Annotated in this window: 21 protein-coding genes, 2 tRNA genes and 2 pseudogenes; 7 read left to right on the top strand and 18 right to left on the bottom strand. The window is 74.3% G+C overall.

The features are described from left to right. Window positions 1-21 precede the first annotated feature (21 nt). The 5 genes from ABZY33_RS29480 to ABZY33_RS29460 all read right to left on the bottom strand — a co-directional run bounded on the left by ABZY33_RS29480 (window position 22) and on the right by ABZY33_RS29460 (window position 5,615). Window positions 22-95 (bottom strand) — tRNA-Lys (locus ABZY33_RS29480). A 64-nt stretch (window positions 96-159) separates the two neighbouring features. Next, window positions 160-1,827 (bottom strand): AMP-binding protein, encoded by a 1,668-nt coding sequence (locus ABZY33_RS29475; RefSeq protein ID WP_356494733.1) that lies wholly within the window; start codon window positions 1,825-1,827, stop codon window positions 160-162. Window positions 1,828-1,945: 118 nt separating this feature from the next. After that, window positions 1,946-2,542 (bottom strand): lytic polysaccharide monooxygenase, encoded by a 597-nt coding sequence (locus ABZY33_RS29470; RefSeq protein WP_356494732.1) that lies wholly within the window; start codon window positions 2,540-2,542, stop codon window positions 1,946-1,948. Window positions 2,543-2,710: 168 nt separating this feature from the next. Further along, window positions 2,711-4,114, bottom strand: a complete 1,404-nt coding sequence (locus tag ABZY33_RS29465) for an SPFH domain-containing protein (protein WP_356494731.1) — start codon at window positions 4,112-4,114, stop codon at window positions 2,711-2,713. A 136-nt stretch (window positions 4,115-4,250) separates the two neighbouring features. Further along, complete coding sequence (locus tag ABZY33_RS29460) at window positions 4,251-5,615, bottom strand: peptidoglycan-binding protein (RefSeq protein ID WP_356494741.1); 1,365 nt, start codon at window positions 5,613-5,615, stop codon at window positions 4,251-4,253. A 225-nt stretch (window positions 5,616-5,840) separates the two neighbouring features. Between ABZY33_RS29460 and ABZY33_RS29455 the strand changes: the two genes are divergently transcribed. Both ABZY33_RS29455 and ABZY33_RS29450 read left to right on the top strand, forming a co-directional pair. Continuing rightward, window positions 5,841-5,914, top strand: a tRNA-Lys gene (locus tag ABZY33_RS29455). Window positions 5,915-6,124: 210 nt separating this feature from the next. Further along, window positions 6,125-6,817 (top strand): FadR/GntR family transcriptional regulator, encoded by a 693-nt coding sequence (locus ABZY33_RS29450; protein ID WP_356494730.1) that lies wholly within the window; start codon window positions 6,125-6,127, stop codon window positions 6,815-6,817. A gap of 234 nt (window positions 6,818-7,051) precedes the next feature. Here ABZY33_RS29450 and ABZY33_RS29445 read toward each other — a convergent pair whose 3' ends face one another. Next, window positions 7,052-7,723: a class F sortase gene (locus tag ABZY33_RS29445; RefSeq protein ID WP_356494729.1), complete on the bottom strand. Its 672-nt coding sequence runs from the start codon at window positions 7,721-7,723 to the stop codon at window positions 7,052-7,054. A gap of 11 nt (window positions 7,724-7,734) precedes the next feature. Beyond that, complete coding sequence (locus ABZY33_RS29440) at window positions 7,735-8,289, bottom strand: hypothetical protein (protein ID WP_356494728.1); 555 nt, start codon at window positions 8,287-8,289, stop codon at window positions 7,735-7,737. 188 nt (window positions 8,290-8,477) lie between these two features. Between ABZY33_RS29440 and ABZY33_RS29435 the strand changes: the two genes are divergently transcribed. Then, entirely contained in the window at window positions 8,478-9,257 is a 780-nt protein-coding gene (locus tag ABZY33_RS29435) for an HAD-IIA family hydrolase (protein ID WP_356494727.1), read from the top strand. Window positions 9,258-9,276: 19 nt separating this feature from the next. On the opposite strand, the pseudogene ABZY33_RS29430 reads toward ABZY33_RS29435, so the two are convergent. The 4 genes and pseudogenes from ABZY33_RS29430 to ABZY33_RS29415 form a co-directional block, all read right to left on the bottom strand. Beyond that, window positions 9,277-9,402: pseudogene (locus ABZY33_RS29430) on the bottom strand (2-aminoethylphosphonate ABC transporter substrate-binding protein); the annotation flags it as partial. Beyond that, window positions 9,390-9,863 (bottom strand): annotated as a pseudogene (locus ABZY33_RS29425) (ABC transporter permease); the annotation flags it as partial. The pseudogenes ABZY33_RS29430 and ABZY33_RS29425, both read right to left, overlap by 13 nt. A gap of 103 nt (window positions 9,864-9,966) precedes the next feature. After that, complete coding sequence (locus ABZY33_RS29420; protein ID WP_356494726.1) at window positions 9,967-10,752, bottom strand: hypothetical protein; 786 nt, start codon at window positions 10,750-10,752, stop codon at window positions 9,967-9,969. Window positions 10,753-11,038: 286 nt separating this feature from the next. Further along, a complete protein-coding gene (locus ABZY33_RS29415) occupies window positions 11,039-12,217 on the bottom strand; it encodes an ROK family transcriptional regulator (protein WP_356494725.1) in 1,179 nt (392 codons plus the stop codon). 55 nt (window positions 12,218-12,272) lie between these two features. Between ABZY33_RS29415 and ABZY33_RS29410 the strand changes: the two genes are divergently transcribed. Both ABZY33_RS29410 and ABZY33_RS29405 read left to right on the top strand, forming a co-directional pair. Then, window positions 12,273-13,355, top strand: coding sequence for a Gfo/Idh/MocA family oxidoreductase (locus tag ABZY33_RS29410; RefSeq protein WP_356494724.1), 1,083 nt, complete (start codon window positions 12,273-12,275; stop codon window positions 13,353-13,355). Then, window positions 13,352-13,819: a heme-degrading domain-containing protein gene (locus ABZY33_RS29405; RefSeq protein WP_356494723.1), complete on the top strand. Its 468-nt coding sequence runs from the start codon at window positions 13,352-13,354 to the stop codon at window positions 13,817-13,819. Before ABZY33_RS29410 ends, ABZY33_RS29405 begins: the two co-directional genes overlap by 4 nt. A gap of 132 nt (window positions 13,820-13,951) precedes the next feature. On the opposite strand, the gene ABZY33_RS29400 is transcribed toward ABZY33_RS29405, so the two are convergent. The 4 genes from ABZY33_RS29400 to ABZY33_RS29385 form a co-directional block, all read right to left on the bottom strand. Then, the gene (locus tag ABZY33_RS29400) at window positions 13,952-14,809 is read right to left on the bottom strand and encodes a fumarylacetoacetate hydrolase family protein (protein WP_356494722.1); all 858 of its coding nucleotides are present in this window, start codon (window positions 14,807-14,809) and stop codon (window positions 13,952-13,954) included. Between the two features lie 163 nt (window positions 14,810-14,972). Continuing rightward, window positions 14,973-15,740, bottom strand: a complete 768-nt coding sequence (locus tag ABZY33_RS29395; protein WP_356494721.1) for a YidC/Oxa1 family membrane protein insertase — start codon at window positions 15,738-15,740, stop codon at window positions 14,973-14,975. 265 nt (window positions 15,741-16,005) lie between these two features. Continuing rightward, entirely contained in the window at window positions 16,006-16,323 is a 318-nt protein-coding gene (locus tag ABZY33_RS29390) for a DUF6412 domain-containing protein (protein ID WP_356494720.1), read from the bottom strand. Window positions 16,324-16,391: 68 nt separating this feature from the next. After that, entirely contained in the window at window positions 16,392-16,919 is a 528-nt protein-coding gene (locus ABZY33_RS29385) for a helix-turn-helix domain-containing protein (protein WP_356494719.1), read from the bottom strand. A 112-nt stretch (window positions 16,920-17,031) separates the two neighbouring features. On the opposite strand from ABZY33_RS29385, the gene ABZY33_RS29380 reads away from it, so the two are divergent. After that, complete coding sequence (locus ABZY33_RS29380; RefSeq protein ID WP_356494718.1) at window positions 17,032-18,456, top strand: MFS transporter; 1,425 nt, start codon at window positions 17,032-17,034, stop codon at window positions 18,454-18,456. Window positions 18,457-18,779: 323 nt separating this feature from the next. Here the strand turns inward: ABZY33_RS29380 and ABZY33_RS29375 are convergent, their stop codons facing one another. The 3 genes from ABZY33_RS29375 to ABZY33_RS29365 are packed head-to-tail and all read right to left on the bottom strand — an operon-like array spanning window position 18,780 to window position 21,285. Then, window positions 18,780-20,276 (bottom strand): sodium:solute symporter family protein, encoded by a 1,497-nt coding sequence (locus tag ABZY33_RS29375; RefSeq protein ID WP_356494717.1) that lies wholly within the window; start codon window positions 20,274-20,276, stop codon window positions 18,780-18,782. Then, on the bottom strand, window positions 20,273-20,488 hold the full coding sequence (locus ABZY33_RS29370) for a DUF3311 domain-containing protein (RefSeq protein ID WP_356494740.1): 216 nt from the start codon (window positions 20,486-20,488) through the stop codon (window positions 20,273-20,275). Before ABZY33_RS29370 ends, ABZY33_RS29375 begins: the two co-directional genes overlap by 4 nt. Window positions 20,489-20,493: 5 nt before the next feature. Next, entirely contained in the window at window positions 20,494-21,285 is a 792-nt protein-coding gene (locus ABZY33_RS29365) for a class E sortase (RefSeq protein ID WP_356494739.1), read from the bottom strand. A gap of 252 nt (window positions 21,286-21,537) precedes the next feature. Between ABZY33_RS29365 and ABZY33_RS29360 the strand changes: the two genes are divergently transcribed. Then, a complete protein-coding gene (locus tag ABZY33_RS29360) occupies window positions 21,538-22,572 on the top strand; it encodes a hypothetical protein (protein WP_356494716.1) in 1,035 nt (344 codons plus the stop codon). Window positions 22,573-22,642: the final 70 nt, after the last annotated feature.

Below are 22,642 nucleotides of genomic sequence, written 5' to 3'. Positions count from 1 at the left end.
CACATCCCGCCACCGACAACGTGCGCCGCCAGGGACTCGAACCCCGGACCCGCTGATTAAGAGTCAGCTGCTCTAACCAACTGAGCTAGCGGCGCGTGCTGACAGGAAAATAGTACCTGGTCCGCGGGGGTGCCCGCGACCAAGATCGAGGGTGGGAGGTCAGGGCGCCGGGAGCAGCGCGGCGCGCCCGTGGGTCCGGTACACCCCGGCCAGGGCCTCGTACGCGTCCGGCGTCAGAAGGCGGTACGTCGCCTCGCCCGCCGGACGCCACCAGACCTCTCCCCCGCTCCAGAACCCCGCGCGGCGCAGCTCCCCGCGCCGCACCTTATTGGTCGCCGTCACCGGCATCCGCTCCACCACCCGCACGAAGCGGGGCGCCATCTTGGTGCCGAGGTCGTCCTGGCCGCGCAGGAACTCCGCGAAGGCCGCCGGATCGAACCCCGCCCCCGCGCGGAGCGCCACCGTCGCCATCACCTGGTCCCCCGAGACGGGGTCGGGCACCCCGTACACGGCGACGGCCGCGGCGCCCGGCCAGCGGGCGAGGATGTTCTCGATCATGGCGGGGGCGAGGTTCTCGCCGTCCACCCGGATCTTGTCGTCGCCGCGCCCGGCGAAGTACAGGAACCCGGCCGCGTCCCGGTAGAAGAGGTCGCCGGTCCAGTACCAGCCGTGGTCCCGGACCCGCTCCGCGTACGCGGCGTCGTTGTGCCAGTACCCCTCGAACGCCGAGCGACCGCGGTTGACCAGCTCCCCGATCGCGGCTCCGCCGTTGACCAGCCGCCCGCCCGCGTCGAACCGGGCGGGCGGGCACTCGGCCCGGGTCCGCGGGGCGAGCACCGCGAGGTCGTCGCCGGGCGCGGGGCGTCCGATCGCGCCGGGCGGGGTGTCACCGCTCCGCTGCACCGCGGCGCCGCCCTCGGACGACCCGTACCCCTCGACGAGCCGCACCCCGAACCGCTCCTCGAACCGCGCCGCGTCCACCGCCCCCGCCTCGGTGCCGAACCCGGCGCGCAGCGGATTGTCCCGGTCGTCGGGGCGTTCGCCGGTGGCCAGGATGTACTGCACGGCCCGCCCCACGTACGTGAAGTACGTCGCCCGGTACCGGCGCACGTCGGCCAGGAACCGGGACGCCGAGAACCGCCGCGCGAGCGCTACCCCCGCCCCCGCCGCCATGGCCGGGGCCCAGTCGGCGATGACCGCGTTGCCGTGGAAGAGGGGCATGCAGATGTAGTGGACGTCGTCCGCGCGCACCCCGAAGGTGGCGGCCAGGGACCGGCCGGCGGCGGCGAGCCGCCCCTGCGTGCAGATCGCGGCCTTGGGCGCGCCGGTCGACCCGGAGGTGAAGTAGAGGAGCAGCCGAGAGGCGGGCCCGGCCCCCGCCGCGATCACCGGCTCCGCGCCCGCATAGGGGGCGAGCAGTTCGGCGTAGGCGCCGGTGTCGGTCACCAGGACCCGGACCCCGGGCAGCCGTACCCCGTCGAGCAGCGGCAGCCGCGCCCGTTCGGTGACCAGGACGCGGCACTCGGTGTGGGTGATGTCGCGGGCCAGTTCGGCGCCGCGCCGGGTCGGGTTGATGCCGGCGACGGCCGCCCCGGCGAGCGCAGCCGCGGCCAGCCACTGCGGGAACTCGGGGGTGTTGTCCAGCAGCACCCCGACGTGCGGCGCGACGCCGCGCGGCAGCAGGTCGGCGAGGAGCGCGGCGCGCGCGGCCGCGCCGGCGGCGAACTGGTGGTGGCTGAGGACCCGGTCCTCGCAGGCGAGGCCGGGCCGGTGGTCGCCCCAGCGCTCCTGGACGAGTTCCGCGAAGGTGCGCGTCGTCGGTGCCATGGCCGCGCACCCTAATTGACGGGCCGTCAGATGTGGAGACCCGTACGCGACTCTGTACGCGACCCCGTACGCCGGCCCGCGACCGGGGCGGCGTACGGGGAAGCTGCGTGCCAGGGGCTCAGAAGGTGACGTCCGAGCACGCGTAGAACGCGTTCGCCGTGTCGGCGATCGTCCACACCGCGAGGATCACGTGGTGGCCGGACTTGCCGGACGGCAGGGTGCCGGAGTGCGAGAGGGTGGCCGGCGGCTGGCCGCTGTAGGGCACCGTGAGGAACGGGGTGGTGTCCAGGGCGGCACGGGTGAGCGGCTGGCTCTCGTTCCAGCCGTTCTTGGTGACGTAGTAGCGGAAGTCCGTGGTGGAGTGCCGCGCGGTGAACTGCCAGCGGAACGTGTAGCTCTGACCGCCCGTCACCTTGGTGGTGGGCCAGGCGGAGCCGTTCGGCTGCCGGGCCCCGTTGAGCTGCCCGAACTCACCGTGGTTGCCGGAGCATATCTGCCCGTCGGCGGGGCCCGAGGCCGGGAAGCCCTTGGGCCCTTCGACGCTCTGCGGCTCCCACTGGATGTTGCCGCAGTTGGCGACGGTGCCGTTGGCACAGAGTTTCTGCCGGCTGATGGGGAGGTCGGTGTAGCCGTGGCCGCTCGCGCCGCTCGCCGAGAGCGCGAACGCCCCGGCGGTGGTGAGGCCGAGCAAAGCCGCGTAGATCTTCTTTCGCATGCTGCCGCTCCTGGGGGTGTGGGGAGTGCCGGAAGCCGTGCGCACAGCGGTACCGAGATTCAGGTCTAGACCAACCCCCAATGTATGGCTGGGAGTTGGCCGTGTCCATACAAAGACTTGACCCGCTCTCGCGCGGCGCCGGAACCGCCCCGTCACCTCACCGGCCCGTCACTCGCCCCGGCCCGTGCAGAACGCCACCGTCAGGTCCTTCACGAGCGCCTTGCGCTCGTAGTCGTCCAGCTCGACCAGGCCGCGGGCGGTCAGCCGCGTCACCGTCTCCTCCACCGAGTCCACGACGGAGGTGAGCACGCTGGCCCGGTGCTGCGCGTCGAGCGCCGCGGCCCGGCGGCGCCGCATCGCCGCCGCCACCTCGGGCGCGTACTCGATCCGGGTCGGCTGCGCCGAGAAGATCTCGATGCCGACCGTCCCGACGTCCGCGGCGAGCCGCCGGGTCAGCAACTCGCCGACGGCCTCCGCGTCGCGCAGCGTCGGCGCGCCCGGATGGGCGGCGGCCCTGCCGGCGGCGGGCGGCGGCGCGTCGACGGGCAGCTGCGAGACGACCCGGGCGAGCCCCGCCTCGACGCACTCACGCAGGTACGCCTCGTGGTCCTCGACGCCGAGCGTGGCCCGCGCCGTGTCCTTGACCCGCCACACGACGAGGACGACGACACGCAGGGCGACCCCGTTCGCGTCGACCGCGGGCAGCTGTTCGCTGCGCCAGTGCCGCAGGCGCAGGTCGACGCGGCGGCGCAGCAGCAGCGGGTTCACCCACAGCAGCCCCGACCTGCGCACGCTCCCCCGGTAGCGGCCGAACAGGGTGAGCACCCAGGCGCGTCCGGCCCGGCCGCGGGCGAGCCCTCCGAAGCCGAAGAGGGCGAGCGCCCCGGAGGCCGCGAGCGCCGCCCACTGCCGGACGCCGAGCCCGACACCCTCGTACCCGGGCAGCCCCGCCAGCTCCGTCACGATGTGCGGCAGCGCCCCGGCCCAGCCCAGGCAGGCGGCGGCGCCGACCACGCCCGCGGCGCCGCCGAGGACGCCGAGCGCTCCGGGCAGCACCCGCCCCCGCCGCTCCCCGAGCTGCGGGTCGACGGCCGGCACGGTCCGGGCCGGGGTACGCGGAGCGCCGCCGGGCGCGGGGCGGCCGCCGCCGGTGCCGGTGCCCACGACGGCCGGGCGCAGCGGGACGGTGACCGGGTCGGGGTCGTCCCGGAAGAGCAGGTGGACGGGGATCTCGGTGGTGGTCTCGTTGCGGATGACCCGGGTCCCCCGCAATCTGAGCACCCCGGCGACCGCGCCCCCGGCCGGGGCTCTGCCACCGCTTCCGCTCGGGGCTCCGCCCTCAAGGGCGCCGGGCCCGCCGTCGCGGCTTTCGGCCACGACGGCCCCGGGCGCACTCTCGCCCCGTCCGTCCCCCGCGTACTCCTCGGGCTCCTCCGCACCCCGGCGCCCCAGGACGGGCGCGCGCTCCGGCCCCGACCCGTCGCCGGCGCCCCGCGTCCCGCCGTGCCCCTCGTCCCGCACCGCCGCCGCGCCCTTCGCGACCTGTCCCGGCTCTTCCGTCGTCGTAGTCATCCGCGCCTCCGTCCAGAGATCCGCACCGCGTTCCGTACTGCGTTCCGTACCGCGCCCCGCGCCGGGCCGCGTCCTGCGTGCCGCCCCCGACGCCGTACGGGGAGGTCACCACCCGGGTCCGTGCCGCCACCGGCCCTCACGAGAAGAGCCGTCGCCAGGTCTCGGGGCCCGGGTAACCGTCCGCCGACCGGCCCCGCCAGCCCTGGGCCCGCTGGAACGCCTCGACGTTGCGCCGGTCCGCCTCGCTCCACCGGGGGCCCGGCCCCTTGGCGTAGTGCTTGCCGAATCCTTTCTTCACGAGCTGTCGGCCGAGCTGGGTCACCGCCGCGTTCTGCGCGCCGGGCCGGAACTTCGCCGCCCCCGGGAACGCGGGCGCGTCCCCCGCGCTCGCGGCCGGGATGTCCCGGCCCTCACCGGTGAGCAGGTACGACCACGTCGTCGGCCCGGGCAGCCCGTCCGCGTCCCGGCCGCTCCACCCCTGCGCCCGCTGGAACGCCGCCGTCGCCCTGCGGTCCGCCTCGCTCCAGCGCGGCCCCGGCCCCTGGCGGTAGAACCGCTTGCCGCCCCGCTCCACGAGGAGTTCGCCGAGCCGCGTGACGTACGTGTTCTCGGCGCCGGGCCCGAAGGAGGTGGCACCGGGAAAGCGTGTGGCCGGGGCGGGTCCGGGTGCCTGGGCTCCCGCGGCGCCGCCGGCCCCGACGCCCTTGTAGCGGTAGGGGACGTAGCGGCTGGAGTTGGTCCAGTACGCGTAGGGCGTGGACTGACGGCGGGCGCCGGGGCGGGTCTGCTCGTAGGCGAAGTAGGAGTTGCGGGTGTGGTCGGTCCAGCCGCCGAAGATCGTGACGTGCGAACCCTTCTCGGGGTTCTTGGGGTTGTGGAAGAGCAGGATGTCGCCGGGTTCCAGCCCCGCCTTGGTGATGCGGGTGGCGAACTTGGCGAGGCTGCCCGTCCATTCGTTGCCCGGCAGGCCCCAGGCCATGGAGACGTAGCCGGAGCAGTCCTGGCGGTAGCCGTCCTTCCAGTACTTGTTCATGGCGTACGGGACCTTGGCCTCGACCCAGGTCTGGGCGCGCTGGATGATCGCGGCGCGGGTGGTGCGGCCCTCGGCGCCCTCGGGGGCGTCGGTGTCCTCGGGGCCGTCGGTGGCCTCGGTGGCTTCGGCGGGCTCGGTGCTCTGCTGCGCCTGCTGGACGGTCGGTTCGGGCTCCGGGGTGCCGTGCAGGGGGCCGGTCCCGCCCTGCGGGGTCGACGTCGGGGCCGGGGTCGCGCTCCCGTCGCCGGGGCCGGGGTCGTCCGGTCTCTCCTCGTGGTGTTCGGCGGCGACCGCGGGGGTCAGCTGGAGGCCGCCGACGACGGTGCCCGCCGCGGCTGCGACGACCAGCGCGTGCCGGGCGCCGATCCTGGTGCGCACCGGGTGCGGGACGGCGCCGCGCCACTGGAGGCAGCCCGCGCAGTCGCAGTCGTCCGCCGGGGCGATCTCCTCGAAGACCGGCGGTTCCATGCGGTGTCCGCACTCGCTGTGCTCCATGGGATTTCCCTCACATTCCGGTGCCGGGCGTTGAACTGTCGAGCCACGTTTTCGCACGCGGAAAGCGTCTCAACTCTCTGCGCAAATCGCATGTTGACGGTGCGAAAGGTGGAAATCGGCACAAAAGGGGGCCACGCTCGGCGCGGCGAGTGGTCACGAGCACTCCGGGCCGTCGGGTAAAGTTATGCAGGTCAGCAGGCGCCGCTAGCTCAGTTGGTTAGAGCAGCTGACTCTTAATCAGCGGGTCCGGGGTTCGAGTCCCTGGCGGCGCACGTTGTTGGTGGCGGGATGTGTTCGCGGAAAACGCGAACCGTCCCGCCACCGTTCTTTTTGCGGGGCTCCGCCGCGCGTGGTGGGGGCTTCGCCACCCACACCCCCGTAGGCCGGGTTCGATCCCGCCGGGGCGCACGTTGCCACCGTTCTTTTATGCGCGGCCGCGCCACCCTCAGGTCCCCATCCGAGGCGACCGATACCGTTGGGGCATGGCGCGTGTCCTGCAAGAGCAGATCAAGAAGCTGATCGTCGACCGGCGGCTTCCGCCGGGGGCCTCGTTGCCCACCGAGCCCGAGCTGATGGAGATGCTCGGCGTCAGCCGCAACTCCGTCCGGGAGGCGCTCAAGGCCCTCCAGGCGATGGGCATCGTCGAGATCCGGCACGGCTTCGGCACCTATGTGGGGCCGATGTCGATGGCCCCGATGATCGAGGGTCTCGCCTTCCGCACCGTCGCCGGGCACTACCGCGGCGAGGACAGTCTGCTCCAGCTCCTGGAGCTGCGCGAGGCCGTGGAGACCGGGCTCGTGGCGCGTCTCGCGGGCCGCGTGGCCGATTCGGACCTGGCCGAACTCGACGCCCTGGTGGGGCAGATGGAGCAGGAGGCCGCCGCCCCGGACGGCACGGTCGCGGCCGCCACGGACCGCGCCTTTCACGCCACGCTCTACCGGGGCCTCGGGAACCCGTTGCTCGTCGAGGTGATGGAGGCGTTCTGGGAGGCGTTCCACCGGGTGCGCACCGACCTCGTGGACGTGCCGCAGGACCCGCGGGTGACGTGCCGTCAGCACCGGGAGATCCTCGACGCGGTGCGGTCCGGGGAGGTGATCCGGGCGGAGCGGGCCATACGGGATCACTTCGGCAACATCCGCCACCGGCTCGCCGCGACCCCCCAGCAGGACCGGTGACCACCCACCGCCGAGCGCCGGACGCCCTCTAGGCCGAAGGGCTCATCCGTTCTAAAGTCGGACCCGTGGCCCCGGACCTCGGCCCCGCAGGTTAAGTACGACCGGACCGACTTCTCGCACCTCCCGCGCCGACGCCGGGTTACTCCCGCAATCCGCTGCGCGCGCGGTCGAGGACCAGCCCGGCCGGCGGCTCCGGGGGGAGCGGGCCGTCGGCCGGGTCAGGTGCCGCGCGGGTCAGCGCCCGCGCCCCGGCGCCTCGTCCACGCCGGTCAGATAGGCGGAGACGACGACGTTCGCGGTGTACGTACGCGACGTTTTGTCGAAGGTGCCGCCGCAGGTGATCAGCCGGAGTTCGGCGCGGCCGGCCCGGTGCTGCCCGTACACCTTGTGCGGGTCGAAGGTCTTGCGGGAGAAGACCTGGACGTCCTCGACGGTGAACTCCACGACGGAGCCGTCGTCGCGCACCACCCGTACCTTGTCACCGGAGGTGGCCTCGCTGAGGTGGTAGAAGACGGCCGGCCGGCTCTCGGTGTCGACGTGGCCGACGAACAGGGCCGTGCCGCTCTCCCCGGGCCGGGCCCCGGCGCCGTACCAGCCGACGACGCCCTCCTGGTCGTAGGGCGGCGGGTCGATGGCACCGCCGCCGTCCAGGCCGCGGGCGACGACGGGGGCCCGGATGTGCAGCGCGCCGATGTCGATGCGCTGCGGTTTCGCGGCCCGGACCGGCGGGTGGGCGCCGGGCAGCCGGACGGCGAAGGGCCGGCCGACGGCCGCCGCGTCGCCGGTGGTCGGCGAGGAGAGGTTGAGGTCGGTGATGCCGCGGCCCCACAGCCACAGGCCGAGCAGCAGCACGGTCCAGGCGAGGCCGGCGATCAGGCGTCCGGCGCCGTGCGAGCGATCGCTCATGACACACCCGCCTACCGGGGGGACCGGCGGCGCCGGACGCTGCGGAAGGCGACGGCCACCGCGGCGATCGCGGTGAGCACCAGGCCGATGACGGCGTGCCGGGTGCCGGGGCCGTCCGAGACCGCGTGCGGCACGGGGTGGGCGGCGAGCCGCGCCGCCGTACCGCCGCCGCCCGCGTGGACGAGCGCGGTCGGTGTCGGGGCGGGCGCGCTGCCCGGCGCGAGGACCCGGACGGTGCCGTGGAGCGGGGCGCCCTGGCCGCAGACCACCTCGACCGGGTACTGCCCGGCGGCCGCGGTCGACCTCACCCGGGCCTCGGCGAGCAGGGCGGGCCGGCCGGTGTCGGGGGCGAGCACGCCGGGTGCGGCGAAGGCGTCGGAGCGGGCGCGGCCCGTGGTGCCGTCGCAGCCGCTCACCCGCAGGTCGACGTCGGTGCCCGGGGCGACGGCGGCGGGGCTGACGGAGACGGATCCGCCGCGGTCGGCGGCCGGCGCGGTGGTGACCGGTACGGTCACCAGGACGACGGCGGCCGAGGCGGCACTGAGAGCAAGCGGACCTGCACGCATCGTGAACCTCCTGATACTGGCAGGTTCACGCGTCCGGCCGCATTCCGCATCCCGGGAGCGCGGGAGTGCAGGTCAGGGCCGTTCGTGCCGGTGGACCGGGGCTCGCGGGAGTCCGGCGACGGGTCGCGGTCCGGGCGGCATGAATACGATGGCCGTCCCGTAGATCGACAGGGTAGGAGCACGCACCCATGACAGAGCCCAGGCCCATCGCATCGTGGCTGACCGACATGGATGGCGTCCTCATGCACGAGGGGGTGCCGATCCCGGGCGCGGACGCCTTCATCAAGAAGCTGCGCGACTCCGGCAAGCCCTTCCTCGTCCTGACGAACAACTCCATCTACACGGCCCGGGACCTGCACGCCCGGCTCAACCGCATCGGTCTCGAAGTGCCGATAGCGAACATCTGGACCTCGGCGCTGGCCACGGCCCGGTTCGTCGACAGCCAGCGGCCGAACGGCACGGCCTACGTGATCGGGGAGGCGGGTCTCACCACCGCCCTGCACGAGGCGGGGTACATCCTCAGCGACTCGGACCCCGATTTCGTGATCCTGGGCGAGACGCGGACGTATTCGTTCGAGGCGCTCACCAAGGCGATCCGGCTGATCAACGGCGGGGCCCGGTTCATCGCCACCAACCCCGACAACACCGGGCCCTCCCCCGAGGGCGTGCTGCCCGCCACCGGTTCGGTGGCCGCGCTGATCACCAAGGCGACCGGCAAGGAGCCGTACTTCGTCGGCAAGCCGAACCCGCTGATGATGCGTACGGGGCTGAACGCCATCGGGGCGCACTCGGAGACCAGCGCGATGATCGGCGACCGGATGGACACCGACGTGCTGGCCGGCCTGGAGGCCGGGATGACGACGTTCCTCGTGCTGACCGGGCTGACCACCGAGGCCGAGCTGGAGCGGTTCCCGTTCCGCCCGACCGAGGTGGTCGACTCGATCGCGGATCTCGTCGACCGCGTCTGAGCGCGCCCGCCACCCGGCGTCAGCTGCCCGTCGCGGACTTCCAGTCCGCCACGTAGGACTGGAGGTTCGTGCCGATGTCCTGCCAGTCCGGCTCGAAGATGTCGACGCCTGCCATGATCCGGCCGAGGGCGAGGGCGTGAGCATCGTCGTGGCGCTCAACTCGCCCATGGACAGGGCGAAGCACAGGCCCGCCGCCGCGTTCAGGGACGGCAGCAGCAGCCTGACCTTCCACAGGACGTACGCAGGCCGCGCGCCGAGGGAGGCCGCCGCCTGTTCGCAGGCCGGGTCGAGGCGGACGACGGCGGCCGAGACGGACTGGTGGGCGAAGGCGGTGACGAGGACGGTGTGGGCGAGGACGACGATCCAGCGGGTGCCGTTGAGCAGCAGCGGCGGCTTGCTGAACGCGACCAGCACGGCGAGGCCGACGACCACGGACGGCACCGCGACCGGCGGCATGAACAGGGCGTCCATGGCGCGCCGTCCCCGTGCGCGCAGGGCGGCGGCGGCGAGCACGGCCCAGCCGCCGACGACCAGGGCGAGCACGCTCGCGGTCAGCGCGGTGATCAGGCTGGTGGTCAGGGCGGTGAGCGCGTCACCGCTGGTGGCCGGTAGTCCACGCGGAGATCGTCCCAGACGGGGGTGAACGGGAGGGGACCGTCGCGTGGGCCCTTGCCGGGCCGGGGCCGGGGCCGGGGTCGCCGGGTCGGGGTCACCCCGTGCGCAGGCGCCGGGCCGTGGCCATCAGTGCCGCGCCGGCCAGGAGGAGGCCGCCCGCGACGGCCCCCAGGGCGAGGAGCGTCGCGTCGTCGGGCCCCGTCGCGGCGAGCTCACCGGCGTAGACCCGGCCCGGAAGATTCCCGCTTCCGTCCCCGTCCCCGTCCCCGTCTCCGTCCCCGCGCCACTCTCGGCCGCCGCCCTCGTCCGGGACGATGTCGAAGGGGTAGTGGCCGGACTCCCCCACCCAGTCGCCGTCGTCGCCGCGGCGCTGGACGAGCGCGGCGTCGGCGACGATGTGGCCGGGGGCCGTGTCCGGGGCGAACGCGAGCCGGACCCGAACAGTGACCGTCTCCCCCGGGCCGGCCGAGAACCCCCGGAAGCCGTCGTCGAAGACGCCGACGTGGTCGCCCTGGCCGGTCCTCTCGAACCGCACCGGCCGCCACTGCCCGCCGTCGTCGAACTCCAGGTGGATCTGGCCGGACCGCAGCGTGCGCCGGTGGTCCACGAGGACGAGGACGGGGTGGAGGGCGTCGCACGCCGCGTCGGTCGTGTTGGTGAGGCCGAGCGTCCACGGCCGGGGGGCGCCGCCGGGGCGGTAGGCGTCCGGCCCGGCGTGGATCGTGCTGGTGACGGGGAAGGCGCCGCCGTCCGACGCGGCCTCGCACGCCCGCCCCGCCGGGGGTCCGCCCGCCGCGCTCGCCGCCGGCACCGGCCCGGACAGGGCGAGGCCGGCGGCGGTGGCGGTGACGCCCAGGGCGAGCGTGCGGCGCAGTCGCATGAAGAGCCTTTGCTGGTCGCGGAGTCGGCGACCACCGCGGGCCCGCGGGCCGGGCGGCCGTGGCCGAGGAATCTGCCACCCCGCCCGGCCCGCCCACGCACGACACGGCCCTGTACGGCCCGATGGACCCCGAAATCCCCCTCGATCAGGCCACGTCCAGGCCATTTCGGATTGAGGCGGAGGCGGGGGTGCGAGAAGCGCGTGCGCGGCTGCGTGCTGTGGGGGTGAGCCGGGCGGCCCGGCCCGGCACCCACCAGCCCCCGCGCCCCGGGAATCCGCGGAGCGGCTACGTCCTCGGGGTCGGCCGGGCCGCGTTCCCACGGCCGAAGAGGGGCGCGAGGATGAGTTGCGCGGCGCCCTCGACGACGAGGGTGGGCCCGCCGGGCGCGGCCCGCACCGGTATCGCGGGGACGCCCTCCCGCCGGGCCCGCGCGGCCAGCACCCCCGCCACGCCCCGCACGAACCGCTCCTCGGCGGCGGTCACGGTCCGCCCGCCGAGCAGCACGGCGTCGATGTCGAGCAGGCTCACCAGGTTCCCGGCGCCCTCTCCCAGCACGCGCGCGGCCTCGTCGAGACCGCCCTCGCCGCCGGCCGCGACCGCGGCCAGACAGAGCGCCTCGACGCAGCCGCGGCTGCCGCAGGAGCACCGCGGCCCGTCCAACTGGATCACCTGGTGGCCGAATTCACCGGCCCCGGTGCGCGCGCCGCGGTACAGCGCCCCGCCGAGCACGAGCCCCGCGCCGAGCCCGGTCCCCAGGTGGAGGTAGGCGAAGGAGCGCTCACCCGCGCCCGCGGCGCCGCCCAGGGCGAGGCCGAGAGCCGCCGCGTTCGTGTCCTTGTCGACGACGACCGGGAGCCCGAGCCGCTCGGCGAGCGCGTCGCGCAGCGGGAACCCGTCCCACTGCGGGAAGCCGGTGACCCGGTGCAGCACGCCCCCGGCGTGGTCGAGCGGCCCCGGCACGGCGACCCCGACGCCGAGCACGGACCGGCCACCACGTGCACCCGGGTCCCCCGCGCCCCCGCTCTCGCTCTCGCCCGCCCTGAGCAGCGCGTTCACCTCGCACGCGGTGGCGGTCAGGACGGCGTCGGCGCCCGCGCCCAGGTCGAGCGGGGCGCGCCGGGCGGCGACGACGGTGCCCGCCAGATCGGTCAGGACGGCCCGCAGCTCGTCCCGGTCCAGGTGCAGCCCGACCGCGTGCCCGGCCCCGGCGACGAGCCGCAGCACGGTGCGCGGCTTGCCTCCGGTGGAGGCGCGCCGACCTGCTTCGACGGCGAGCCCGTCCCCGCGCAGCCGGGCCGTGATCTTGCTGACGGCCTGCGGGGTGAGGCCGGTGCGTTCGGCGAGCTCCAGGCGGCTGATCCCGCGCTCGCCCGCGGTGCGCAGCAGGTCGAGCACGAGGGCGGCGTTGTGCCCGCGCAGAGCGGTCAGGTTCACGCCCGCGGTGGGCCTCGCTTCGCTGTTCACCTGCCCATTGTGCCTCGCGCTTGCACTTTGGCAACACCGTTGCTTAAGTGGAGCCATGACTGGTACCAGCTCCCCGCTCAAGGTGGGCCTCGTCGGCTACGGCCTGGCGGGCTCCGTCTTCCACGCCCCGCTGATCGCCGCGACCGAGGGCCTGGTCCTCGACACGGTCGTCACCTCGAACCCGGAGCGGCAGGCCCAGGCCCGCGCCGAGCACGGCGACGCGCTGCGCTTCGCGGCCGCCCCGGACGAGCTGTGGGCCCGCGCCGGCGACCTCGACCTGATCGTCATCGCCTCCCCGAACAAGACGCACGTGGCGATCGCCACCGCCGCGCTGGAAGCGGGCCTGCCGGTCGTCGTCGACAAGCCGGTGGCGGGCACGGCGGCCGAGGCGCGCACGCTCGCGACGCTCGCCGACGAGCGCGGCCTGCTCCTGTCGGTCTTCCAGAACCGCCGCTGGGACAACGACTTCCGCACCCTCGAATCCCTCCTCAAGAGCGGCGAGCTGGGCGACGTGTACCGCTTCGAGTCCCGCTTCGAGCGCTGGCGCCCGCAGCCCAAGGGCGGCTGGCGCGAGTCCGGGAACCCGGCGGAGATCGGCGGCCTCCTCTACGACCTGGGCAGCCACGTCGTCGACCAGGCCCTGGTGCTCTTCGGCCCGGTCACTGCCGTCTACGCGGAGTCGGACGTGCGCCGCGCGGGCGCCGAGGCCGACGACGACACGTTCCTCGCCCTCACCCACGCAAGCGGCGTCCGCTCCCACCTCTACGTCTCCGCGACCACGGCCCAGCTCGGCCCGCGCTTCCGCGTCCTCGGCTCCCAGGCCGGGTACGTGAAGTACGGCCTGGACCCGCAGGAGGCGGCGCTGCGCGAGGGCAGGCGTCCGGCGCCGGGCGTCCCGTGGGGCGTGGAGGACGAGTCCCAGTGGGGCCGGGTCGGCTCCGGCGAGTCCCCGCTGACCGGCGGTGGCCGCCCGCAGCCCACGCTGCCCGGCGACTACCCCGCGTACTACGCCGCCGTGGCCGCCGCCCTGCGCGACGGCGCCCCGAACCCGGTGCCCGCCACCCAGGCCGCCGACGCGCTCGACGTGCTGGAGGCGGCGCGCCGCTCCGCCCGCGACGGTGTGACGGTGACCCTGTGAGCGCCCCCGACATCGAGACGCTGGAGGAGCAGGAGCGCCGCCTCGTCCTGGACTCCTTCACCTACGACGACGCGTGGGCGCTCGGCACGCTCCTGGTGGAGCTGGCCCGCGAGCGCCGGGCACCGGTCGCCGTCGACATCACCCGCGGTGGCCAGCAGCTGTTCCACGCGGCGCTGCCCGGTGCGACCCCGGACAACGACGCGTGGATCGCCCGCAAGCGCCGCGTGGTGGAGCGCTACCAGGCGTCCTCGTACCTGGTGGGCAGCCGCTTCCGCGCCAAGGGCACGACCTTCGAGGACTCCTCGCGCCTGGACCCGGACACCTACGCGGCCCATGGCGGCGCGTTCCCGCTGACGGTGCGGGGAGCGGGAGTCGTGGGCGTCGTGGTGGTCTCCGGCCTGCCCCAGATCGAGGACCACGCGCTGGTGGTGGAGGCACTGGAACGCTTCGTCGCCACCGCGTGAGAGACGCCGCGCCCCCGGAAGGCGCCGCACGAAGTGCGCACCTTCCGGGGGCGCGGGGAACCGCGCGACCAGCCACGACGGCGCTGAACCCGCGTCTCCGGCGCGCGGCGCGACCAGCCCCCAGGCGGAGCCCTACGCCGGCTTCAGCTCCTGCCGCTGCCGCCCCAGTCCCTCGATCTCCAGCTCCACCACGTCCCCGGCCCGCAGATACGGCTTGGGCTCGGGCTGCCCCATCGCCACCCCGGCCGGGGTCCCGGTGTTGATCACGTCTCCCGGGTACAGCGTCATGAACTGGCTGACATAGCGCACCACTTCGGCCACCGGGAAGATCTGCTGAGCCGTGGTGCCGTCCTGCTTGAGCTCGCCGTTGACCCACAGCTTCAGGCCGAGGGCCTGGGGGTCGGGCACCTCGTCCGCGGTGACCAGCCAGGGGCCGAGCGGGTTGAACGTCTCGCAGTTCTTGCCCTTGTCCCAGGTGCCGCCGCGCTCGATCTGGAACTCCCGTTCCGACACGTCGTGCGCGACCGCGTACCCGGCGACACAGGCGAGCGCCGCCTCCTCGGACTCGACGTAGCGGGCCGTACGTCCGATGACCACGGCCAGCTCCACCTCCCAGTCGGTCTTGACCGAGCCGCGCGGCACCAGCACCGTGTCGTCCGGCCCGACCACCGTGTCCGCCGCCTTGAAGAAGACCACGGGCTCGGCGGGCGGCTCGGCACCGGTCTCGGCGGCGTGGTCGTGGTAGTTGAGGCCGATGCACACGACCTTGCCGATCCGGGCCACCGGCGGGCCGACGCGCAGCCCCGTGGCGTCGAGCACGGGCAGGTCGCGGGCGGAGGCGGCGGCGCGGACCCGGTCCAGTGCCGCGTCGTCCGCGAGCAGCGCCCCGTCGACGTCCGGCACCAGGCCCGACAGGTCGCGCAGGGTGCCGTCGGCGTCCAGCAGTGCGGGACGCTCGGCTCCGGCCGGACCGACTCGCAGCAGCTTCATGGGTAACTCCCTCTGTGCTAGGAGGAGCCTCCTAGGCCCGGTGCGGCCGACAGCCATCGGAGGTCTGGTCGATCCTCCAAGTTCGGCGTCCACTCCGCAATACCCCGTTCACGGAGTGGACCCGGAGGGGGCCGGAGGGGACCCGGCCGCCGCCCGCCCGGGGTCAGAGCGCGGGAAGCGCGGCCCCGGCCCCGTACGGCATGTCCCGGTACAGGACGGCCCGCTCGACGGCGCTCCAGGTCGTCGACGTGACGACGTACAGGGCGGCGGCGAGCGGCACGAACGCGACCGAGAACAGCGTCATGAAGGACATCAGCGGCATGTACCGCGACATCGCCGCCATGCCGGGCACCTGCGGCCGGTCGCCGGCCGGGGCCGCCGCCGCGGCCTGGGCCATCTGCCGCTTGGTGCGCCGGTAGTTGAAGGTGGCCACGGCCGCCACGAGCGCGAACAGCGCCACGTAGACCAGTCCCTGCGCGCCGAGGAGACCGCCGTGGGAGAGGGCGTCCTTGGCGTTGCCGCTGAGCGGGGCCGCGCCGAGGGTGTGGCCGAGCAGGGCGTTGGGCGCGCCGCCGATGCTGTGGCTGGAGAACAGGTGGTACAGCAGGAAGAACGCCGGCATCTGGAACAGCATCGGCAGGCACCCCGAGAGCGGGGAGACCTTCTCCTCGCGGTGCAGTTCCATGATCGCCTTCTGGAGCGCCTCCGGGTTCTTCCGGTGCTTCTCGCGCAGCGCGGCGACGCGCGGCTGGAGCTTGAGCCGCGCCCGCTGGCCCCGGGCCCCGGCGCGGGACAGCGGGTGGACGAGGAGCCGGACGGCCGCGGTGAACAGGATGATCGCCGCGGCCGTGGCCGAGGCGGCGAAGAGCGGCTGGAGCGCGCTGGCGAGATGAGCGACCAGGCTGGCGAAGACGGACATGAACGACGACATGGGTGAGCCCTCCGGGGGTCTCGTCGGACCGGAAGATGCGGGAGGCGCGCGGTATCGCGACACGTCGATACTTCGATACGACGAACACGCGCGGGACGCGCTGCATGATGCGGCGGGACGGACCTGCGGGCCGGGACGGAGGATCACCGGGTCCCCGGTGTCTCGTGGCTGAGGCAGCCAGGGATCACCGGGTCATCGGGCCATCGGGGTCCCCGGGCCTCATGGCTGAGGCAGCCGGGGATCACCGGGTCGGCGGGGTCTCCGGTCAGCAGGCCGTCGGGACGAGGCAGCCCGGTGCCCGGGGCCTGGGGCGCCCGGAGGCGTCGGGGTCGCGCTGGGGCAGGAAGGCGGTGCGCTGCGCTCTGTCGCGCAGCGCGGTGCGGACCCGGTGGCGGGGCACGGCGGGCGCGCAGCGGGCGGCGAGCAGGGCGCAGGCCGCGAGGGCGGAGCCGGCGGCGGCGGTCGCGGCGAGCGCGACGGCCCCGGCGAGGCTGCCGGTGTCGACCAGGACGGTCTGGACGAGCAGGAGGAGCAGCAGCGCGGCCGGGCGCGGGCCGGTGGGCCAGGTGCGGGGGCGAACCATGCGGCGTCCTCCTTCCGTCGTCGACGCGTACGGACCCGCTGGCGGGTCCGTGAGGCATGTCCTGCCAGTTATACAGCCTCGGTCACGACCGGCTGAAGCAGGCGGCGGGGAGCGAGCAGGGCCCGGCTGACCGGATCGGCCGGGTCCGGGTCGAGTCCGGCGCCCGGGAGCATCTCCACGTCTTCGAGCGGGACCGGGCCTCCGCAGGCCGGGCACTCCCCCACGGTGCCGAGCGCCGTACCGCACACGGCGTGCCGGAACTCCCGCAGCGGCTCGGTTCCCGGGATGCCCCGTCCCCAGGCGCCGAGGGCGCGCAGCGCGGGCCACAGTTCGCGGCCGCGCGCGGTGACGACGTACTCGTCGCGCGGCGGCGACTGCTGGTAGCGGCGCTTCTCCAGGACGCCGGCCGCGGTGAGGGTCTGGAGCCGGGAGGCGAGGACGGCGCGCGGGATGCCGAGGTGCACGAGGAAGTCGTTGTAGCGGCGCACGCCGTACAGGGCGTCGCGCACGACGAGGAGCGTCCAGCGCTCGCCGACGATCTCCAGCGCGCGGGCGATCGAGCATTCCTGCGCCGCGTAGTCCTTGCCGAGTGCCATGCCTCCCACTGTAGCCACCCTCCTCCCCAAGGTTCAATGAACGAACCGACAGTGCTACGCTCGCCCCACAACCAGAGTTCATTCACTGAACCCACGAGTGGACGGCCCTCCCATGTCACAGCCCACCCGCACCGAAGCCGTCGCCGCCCCGCCCGGGCCTGCGGCCCCGCCGGCGCCCCGCCCCGCGGCCACCCTCGCCGTCACGAGCGCGGCGACGGCGGTGGCCCTGATGACGTACACCGCGCCGATGATCACGCTCGGCGACACCGCCGCGTCCCTGCACACGCCGCTGTCGTCGCAGGCCTGGCTGCTCAACGGCACGCCCCTCGGGCTCGCGGCCCTGCTCCTCGTCGCGGGCAGCCTCGCCGACGACTACGGCCGCCGCCGCGCCTTCCTCTACGGCACCTTCGCCCTCGGCGTCACGACGGTCCTGAGCGCCCTGGCCCCCACCACGCTCCTGTTCACGCTCGCCCGGGTCGCGCAGGGCGCCGCGTCCGCCGCGGTGATCGCCGCGAGCCTCGGGCTGCTGGTGCACGCGTTCCCGACCCCGGCGGGCCGTATCCGGGCGACCGGGGTCTGGGGCGCGTTCGTCAGCGGCGGCATCGCGCTCGGCCCGGTGGTGGCGGGAGCGGTGGCCGGGGCCGCGGACTGGCGGTGGTCCTACGCGGTGCTGGGCGCGGCCGCGCTCGCCGTCGCCGCGCTCGCGCCGAAGGCCCTGACGGAGTCGCTGTCCCCCCGCCCCGGCCGCCCCGACCTGCCCGGCGCGCTCACCCTCGGCCTCGCGCTCGTCGCGCTGCTGGCCGCGCTCACGCTGGGCCGCGACGGATGGCTGCGCGCGCCCATCGGCCTGCTGCTCCTGGCGGCCGTGCTGCTCCTCGCCGCCTTCGGGGTCCTGGAGCGCCGCAGCGCGACCCCGATGCTCGACCTGTCCCTGCTGCGCCGCCCGCTCTTCCTGGCCTCGACGGCGGGGGCGCTCTTCACCGGCCTGTCGGTCATCGCGCTCTTCAGCTACGTCCCCACGCTCGTCCAGCAGACGATGGGGGTCTCCCCGATGGGTACGGCCGGGCTGCTCGTGCTCTGGTCCGGCTCGTCGTTCCTGGTCGCCCTCCAGGCGCGGCGCCTGGCCGGCCGGGTCTCCCCGCGCCACCAGCTGGCCCTCGGCTTCGTCCTGCACGCGCTGGCCGTCGCCACGATGCTGGGGGCGGTCGGCTCCGGTCACTGGCAGCGGCTCCTGCCCGGGCTGCTGCTCTCCGGCATCGGCAGCGGCCTGCTCAACGCGGCGCTGCCCCTGCTCGCCGTCGAGTCGGTCCCGGCCGGGCGAGCGGCGATGGGCTCGGGGGCCAACAACACGGCGCGGTACATCGGTTCGGCGGCGGGTGTCTCCCTGACGATCGCCCTCGCGACGTCCTCGGGCCCCTCCCACCACGCGCTCGCCCAGGGCACGAACACGGCGCTCCTGGTCTCCGGGACACTGGCCCTGGCGGCGGCCACCCTCCTCCTCACCCTCCACGACAGACACCCCACCGCCCAGCTCTGACCCCGCTCCTGCACGGGCCCCAGAGGGGGCAGGCGCCGACACCTTTCAGGGGAACGCCCCCGATGAGATGCCGCACGCAGTGCGCATCCCAGGGGCGCGGGGAACTGCACGAGAACCCCCACGACGGGAAAGCCGACCATCCTCCCAGGAACCCGCAGGGCACCACGCCCCCACAACAACCCACCCAGGGGCGCGGGGAACTGCGCGAGAACCCCCACCGGCCGCGCACCCGAAGACCGACCCATCAGGGGCGCGGGGAACTGCGCAAAAACCACAACCCGGCCGCACCCACCCCACGCCCCCCACACCAACCCGGGCGCCCCCTACCGCTCCCCACCCACCCCCAAAGAACCCCGCGCCAAAACCTCCTCGTCCCCCCGCCCATCCCGATCGGGCGACCCCCCGTAAGTCACCACACCGGCCACCACGACATTGCAGCCCAGTGCAACGACCCCCGCATTGACCCCGAACACCGGATCAAGCCCCCCGAACACCAGCCCGCACACCACCCCCACCCCCACCACCAGCCCACTGACCGCCCCCACAAGACTCAACCGCCGCCACACCAACCCCACCAGCACCATAGGCAGCAGCTGCGCCATCCCCTCGTAGGAGATGAGAGAGAGCCGCACAAGCGTGTTCGGCGCGCCATACGTGAGCAGAAGCGCCACCACCCCCGCGACGACGACCACCACCTGCGCCCCGGCCTTCCGTGCCGCGGGTCCCCGCCACCGCGGCACGAGGGACAGCACACTGCTCCCCCACATCGTGCCGATGACCAGCATGAACACCGCCATCGGCACGATCGACGACAACGCGGCCGCGACCCCGATCACCCCCACCGCCCAGGCCGGCAACGAGTCGACGACCAGCTTGAGCAGCGCGAGGTTCGACTCGGCCCCGCTCAGCCCCGGCACGACGAACAGCGCGGCCATGCCCAGCAGCATCGGCACGAACAGCAGGATGTTGTAGGCGGGCAGCCACATCGCGTTGCGTCGCAGCACATCGGCGTCGCGGGCCCCGAGGTACCCGGCGACGGTGGTCGGGAAGATGACGACGGTCAGGGCGTTCAGGAAGGTGGTCGTGGCGAACCACCCGGTCCCGTACGGGCTGGCGCCACTGCCCGGCAGCGTCAGCCACGCGCCCTTCTCCTCGACTAGCCGCCCGAGGAAGTCCCCGTAGCCGCCGAAGTAGTGCAGCGGCACGTAGACGGCGAGGAAGGCGAGCGTGACGATGACGAGCACGTCCTTCAGGACGGAGACCCAGGCGCTGCCGCGCAGCCCGCTCACCACCACGAAGACGGTGGTGACGGCGAAGCCGACGAAGTAGGCCCAGTTGAGGCTGATCGCGCCGTAGGACATCGTCGACACGACCACGCCCATCCCGGTGATCTGCAACTGGATGTACGGCAGCAGGAAGACGGTCACGAGGATCGCGACGGCGGCGCCCAGCCACGGCCGGCCGAACCGGTGGGCGACCATGTCGGTGATGCTGACGAGGCCGTGCTGCCGCGCGTACGCCCAGAGCAGCGGCCCGACGACGTAGCCGACGGCGTATCCGCACGACATGTAGGCGACGACGTACAGCACCGGGGCGCCGTAGTTGTAGCCCCAGCCGGCGGCGCCGAGGTAGCTGAAGCTGGTGTAGCCCTCGCCCGCCATCAGCACCCAGATGAAGACCGTGCCGAGCGAGCGGCCGCCCACCGACCACTCGGCGAGGCCGCCGCCCTTCCCCTTGCCGCGCACGGCGAGCAGCCCGAGGGCGAGGGTGACGACCATGAAGGCCCCGAAGAGGGTGCTGGCCACCGCCGCGTCGCTCATGACCGCTCCTGCCTCTCGCGCGCCTTCCGGTCCCCGCGCCACGTCAGCCAGACGGCGGCGGGCGTCAGCAGGGTCGCGGCCAGCAGCCACACGAACAGGAACGGCAGGCCGAACACCACGGGCTCGACCCGGTTCGCGAACGGCAGCGCGCCGATGTACAGCACGAAGGGGACGAGGAGCCAGAGCAGCTGGGGCCGTTTGATCACGAGCAGGCAGCCTATGCCCGCGGCGCCGTCCGGCTGAGCTTCCCCCACACCACGAGCCGGTACCTGGACGTGAACTCGGGGGTACAGGTGGTGAGGGTGATGTAGTACCCGGGTTCGCGGTACCCGGCCGACGGCACGACCCGGCTGCGCGGCACCGCCCCGACGACGCCCCCGTCCCCGGCGGAGGTCCGCGCGAGGCTCTTGTCGACGACGTACGTGTAGGTGGCCTCCCGGGTCCGCACGGTGAGGGTGTCGCCGCGCCGCAGCCGGTTGATGTACCGGAACGGCTCACCGTGCGTGTTGCGGTGCCCGGCGAGCGCGAAGTTCCCGGCGCGGCCGGGCTGCGCGGTGCCCGGGTAGTGGCCGACGTACCCGCGGTCGAGGACGTTCGCCTTGCTGATCCCCTGGGCGACCGGGGCGCGCAGGCCGAGGCGGGGGACGTCGAGGATGGCGTAGGCCTGGTCCCAGCGGGGTTGCGCACCGCGCCCCCGGGCTCCGGCCCCGCCGCCACCGCTGCCGCCCCCACTGCTGCCGCCCTCGCTGCCGCCGGAGCCCGCGGCGGGACGCGACGGAGCCTCGTCCCCGACCGCCGGATCGTCCCCCGGGACGCCCGCGTCGCCGCCCGCCTCCACCGGCGCGGGGCCGGTCCCGCCTGCCCACTCCCGCTCCAGGGCCCGCACCTTGTGCCCGGCGTCGGCCTTGGCCTGCCGATTGGTCCACCACAACTGGTGCACGACGAGCAGAAGCAGCACGACGCCGACGGTGACGGCGACCTCGGCACCGCTCCACAGCACGCGCCGCAGGGGCGAGCGAGGGGGCCGCCGCCCCTGGGCGACGACGTGAGGCCGGCTGTCCGTACGTTGCGGGGGCACGCGCGCAAGATAGGCCGCCTCGCCCCAACTGGCCAGGCACACGCCCTCCCGATCTGCCCCGCCCCCGAGCCGGGCGCCCGCCGCCCCTCCCTCCTGTCCCTCTTGAACGCCCCTCCCGCCGGGCACCGGCGTCGCCGGACACGGGCGGTCCCACCCGACCCGTCCGGCAGTACCGTGTCCTTCATGCGCCCCGACACGCCTGCCACGCCCGCCGAGAACGAGCACGCCGACCACGTAGCGGAAGCCGAGCGCCTGGAACGCACGGCGGCCATGTACCCCGAGGACGCGGAAGCGCTGCTCCTCCAGGCCGCCGCTCATTACGAACTGGCCGACGCCCGCGAACGCGCCACCGCCCACTACGACGCCCTGCTGGCCGCGCCGGACGTGCACGACCCCGCCCTGATCCGCGCGCTGAAGGCCGCGAACCTCTGGGAGTACGGCCACGAGGCCGAGGCCCAGGCGATCATCACGGGCCTGCGCGCGAGCGCCCCGCGCTCCCCGGCGCCGTGGGTGATCATCGCCGAGTCCCTCGAAGCGCACGACGAGCTGGAACCGGCGCACGAGACGTTCACCGAGGCCCTCGAACTCCTCGTCCCGCAGCCGGAGCGCGACTCGGGCGACGTCGGGTACGCCAAGCACCCGCTCGTCCTCGGCCGGCACCGCGTCCGCCGCCTCCTCGGCGCCGACCACGACACGTGGGACGCCCTCGCCGACCGCGTCAACCGCACGTCGGTCTCCCTCGACGAACTCCACGACCCGAAACGCCTGTGGGCTCTCGGCTCGAACAACCCGGCGGAACTCCGCGCGGAGATCGACCGCCTCCACGCGGAACTGGGCTCGTTCCGCGAGGCCCTCTCCCGCCCGTTCCCAGTGGCGGTCCTGCACTGGCCGTCCGCCGAATACGCGGAACTCCTCGCGGCGTACCCCGCGCTGGGCTCCGAATACCCGTCCTACGAAGCCCACTTGGCGTCAATAGAGTCCTCCCTGCGCGAACTCGCCGCGTCCGGCACGGCCAACCTCGGCATCGTCACAGGCACGCTCCCGTCCTACGAGGCCTTCGCCGCGTCGGAGGCCTCCTCCCCCGACGACGCGTCGCTGCTCCCGCAGTACGCGACGACACTGGCGGCCCGGGGCCGAGCGGTGGCTTGGCCGCCGGCGGGGGACGGGGCGTGCTGGTGCGGGTCGGGGTCGGCTTATTCGGGGTGCCATGGGGAGTGATCCCCGCCCGTCCGCCCCCCGTACCCCGGCAGGTCCGCACCCGGTGAACCAAGTGAAGCCTTCCTCACCG

It is taken from the genome of Streptomyces sp. NPDC006552, from assembly GCF_040611655.1.
In the GTDB taxonomy this organism is placed as follows: Bacteria; Actinomycetota; Actinomycetes; order Streptomycetales; family Streptomycetaceae; genus Streptomyces.
The sequence above is the reverse complement of the archived record's forward strand: the minus strand, read 5'-3'. Positions and strand labels throughout refer to the sequence as shown.